Source organism: Pararoseomonas baculiformis (genome assembly GCF_017813395.1).
GTDB classification, from domain to species: Bacteria; Pseudomonadota; Alphaproteobacteria; order Acetobacterales; family Acetobacteraceae; genus Roseomonas; species Roseomonas baculiformis.
Genome location: NZ_JAGIZB010000085.1, coordinates 1 through 2,291, shown reverse-complemented (window position 1 = coordinate 2,291; position 2,291 = coordinate 1). Strand labels below are relative to the sequence as shown.

Sequence of the window (2,291 nt, the reverse complement as noted above, 5' to 3'; positions counted from 1 at the left end):
CCTCGCCCACCTCAGGACCCTTTTGATCGCCCTCCTTGGCGCTCTCATTCAGAAAATGGGTCGGCCAGACTACCAGCCGGTTACGATCCAGACGGCCTGAGGAGGTTATTCAAGGCCGACTAGCTGAGGCCAAGGGCGGCTTCCGGCCGGGTCGGGTGGCGTCACGCAGGAGGCCGTCCACGCCCGCGCCTATGAAGCGCCGCTGCCGCCGCCTGATCGTCGGCTTGCCCTTGCCGGTGCATCGGCAGATCTCCATCGTGCCGATACCATCGGCACTCAGCAACACGATGCGCGCCCGCTAAAGGTGCTTCTGCAGGCTGTTCCCAGAAGCGACGACAGCTTCAAGCCTCTCGCGGTCTCCCGGACCAAGGCGGATTTCTAGGCCAGTCTTCATACCGGCAGCTTCGCACCGGCCGGGACCGAACGGAATCACTCGTTAGCGCCGGTCCACTAGGATCACTGGCTTTTGGTCCGGCGCAGCCGCAAGAACCCGAAGGACCTCGCCTACTACGTCGTCTTCGGTCCCGACCAGACCATGCTGGCCACCCTCGCGCGCATCGCTAGCCGGCGCTAGGCCATTGAGGGATGCTTCGAGGTCGCCAAGCAGGAGATCGGCTTGCCCGACTACGAGATCGGCTCAGGACCGACGAGGTTCCTCGACCCTTTTCCCAGCGGTGTGATGAGCACCTCGCCTCGTCTGTGCTGAAGTCATGCAGGCTTTGTCCCTGTCGGTGCCATGTGCGGCATTGGCAAGTTGATGGGCGGTGGTCGGAATGACCGAGCCGGGGCAGTCTGACGGGATGACGTCAGCCTTCGCCACCTACCCGGGATACCGATTTCCGGCGGAGATCATCAGCCACGCCGTTTGGCTGTATCACGTGTTCAGCCTGAGCCTGAGGGACGTAGAGCTGATCCTGGCGGAGCGGGGCATCACCGTCACGCACGAGAGCATCCGGAACTGGTGCCGCAAGTTCGGTTCGGAGTTCGCGGCCAAGCTGCGGCGCCGCCGACCAAAGCCGGGTGACACCTGGCACCTTGATGAGGTGTTCCTGCGCATAAACGGCGTCCTGCATTACCTCTGGCGTGCAGTGGACCAGCACGGCGTGGTGCTGGACATCCTTGTTCAGGATCGGCGGAATGGGAGTGCGGCCAAGCGGTTCTTCAAGCGCCTGCTGGCCAGGCTCAGGTACAAGCCGCGCCGGCTGGTCACCGATGGGCTGAAGAGCTACGGCGTGGCGCAGCGCGAGCTCCTGCCCGGGGTCCGGCATCGGAGCAGCCGCTACTTGAACAACCGGGCCGAGAACTCGCATCGACCCACCCGCCGTCGAGAGCGGCAGATGCAGCGCTTCAAGTCGGCCGAGCAGGCGCAGCGGTTCCTCGCAGCGCACAGCATGATCTATGGCCATTTCCGTCCTCGCCGACACCTGATGGCCGCCGCCGCGTACCGGCGCGTCCGGATGAAGGCCTTTCAGATCTGGCGGCAGGAGACCTGCGCCCAAGCGGCGTCATGATCCTGCTGCCCCCTCAGTTACCCGGCCGAACTTGCCTTCTCGTCAAACAACTTGCCAATGCCCTCCGCAATCATCTCCGCCCCCGCATCCGTCACAATCAGCATGTTCCCGCCAACCGCCGTCGCATGCTTCATCTCCGTCATGCGACGACCGTGCTCGCCATTCTCGCGGCAGGGTAGGCTGACAGCCTCAAGCGGCGTGCGACGGCCGGTCTGGCGCGGGAGCTGACAGAACCGTTCGGCGAGGGTGGTGAAGTAGACGCTGCGCCCGGCCTGCACCGCCTCCACGGCCAGGGCGATGGCGAGATGCGTCTTGCCGCAGCCCGGCTGGCCGAGGAAGTGGACCACCTCGTGGCGGTTGATGAAGTCGAGGCCGGCCAGGGTGAGGATGCGGTTGCGGTCGAGGGAGGGCTGGAAGGAGAAGTCGAAGCCTGCGAGCGTCTTGACGTTGAGCAGGCGGCCCATCTTGAGCGCGGCCTTGAGCCAGGCGACTACACTCCGCACTTGGCTACCGATCACCCAACGAATTCGAGAACCAACTTTTCCCGCACGTGGCTTAATTCTGACCCGCCCGGTCCAGCCCCAGGGGTTCACTCCAGTGCAGAGTCAGTTCTCAGCGAAACGCAACACTGCACCCCCTTCCTTTCCTACCTTAAGCAGTCGGCCTTGAATAACCAGCAACCTGTTGATCTGGAGCAGGAAAGTTCGGGATTTGGGATGCTGGAATTGCAGGGTTCAGTTGGAACGATGCGGTATTCCTGCGATTCTGTCAGCCATGAAG

The 2,291-nt window shown here is 63.5% G+C and carries 3 protein-coding genes; 1 reads left to right on the top strand and 2 read right to left on the bottom strand.

Features of this window, described 5'->3' with window-relative positions; genetic code table 11:
• Nucleotides 1-109 precede the first annotated feature (109 nt).
• Nucleotides 110-286 (bottom strand): helix-turn-helix domain-containing protein, encoded by a 177-nt coding sequence (locus J8J14_RS25925; protein ID WP_209382175.1) that lies wholly within the window; start codon nucleotides 284-286, stop codon nucleotides 110-112.
• 514 nt (nucleotides 287-800) lie between these two features.
• Here J8J14_RS25925 and J8J14_RS24580 point away from each other — a divergent pair.
• Nucleotides 801-1,511 (top strand): IS6 family transposase, encoded by a 711-nt coding sequence (locus J8J14_RS24580; RefSeq protein ID WP_209382176.1) that lies wholly within the window; start codon nucleotides 801-803, stop codon nucleotides 1,509-1,511.
• Nucleotides 1,512-1,528: 17 nt separating this feature from the next.
• Here J8J14_RS24580 and J8J14_RS25570 read toward each other — a convergent pair whose 3' ends face one another.
• Nucleotides 1,529-2,029 (bottom strand): ATP-binding protein, encoded by a 501-nt coding sequence (locus tag J8J14_RS25570; protein ID WP_342452536.1) that lies wholly within the window; start codon nucleotides 2,027-2,029, stop codon nucleotides 1,529-1,531.
• Between the last annotated feature and the right edge of the window lie 262 nt (nucleotides 2,030-2,291).

What these genes read in the sequence shown, in the direction of transcription:
- J8J14_RS24580 (WP_209382176.1), top strand. Translation starts at nt 801, where the DNA reads ATGACGTCAGCCTTCGCCACCTACCCGGGATACCGATTTCCGGCGGAG.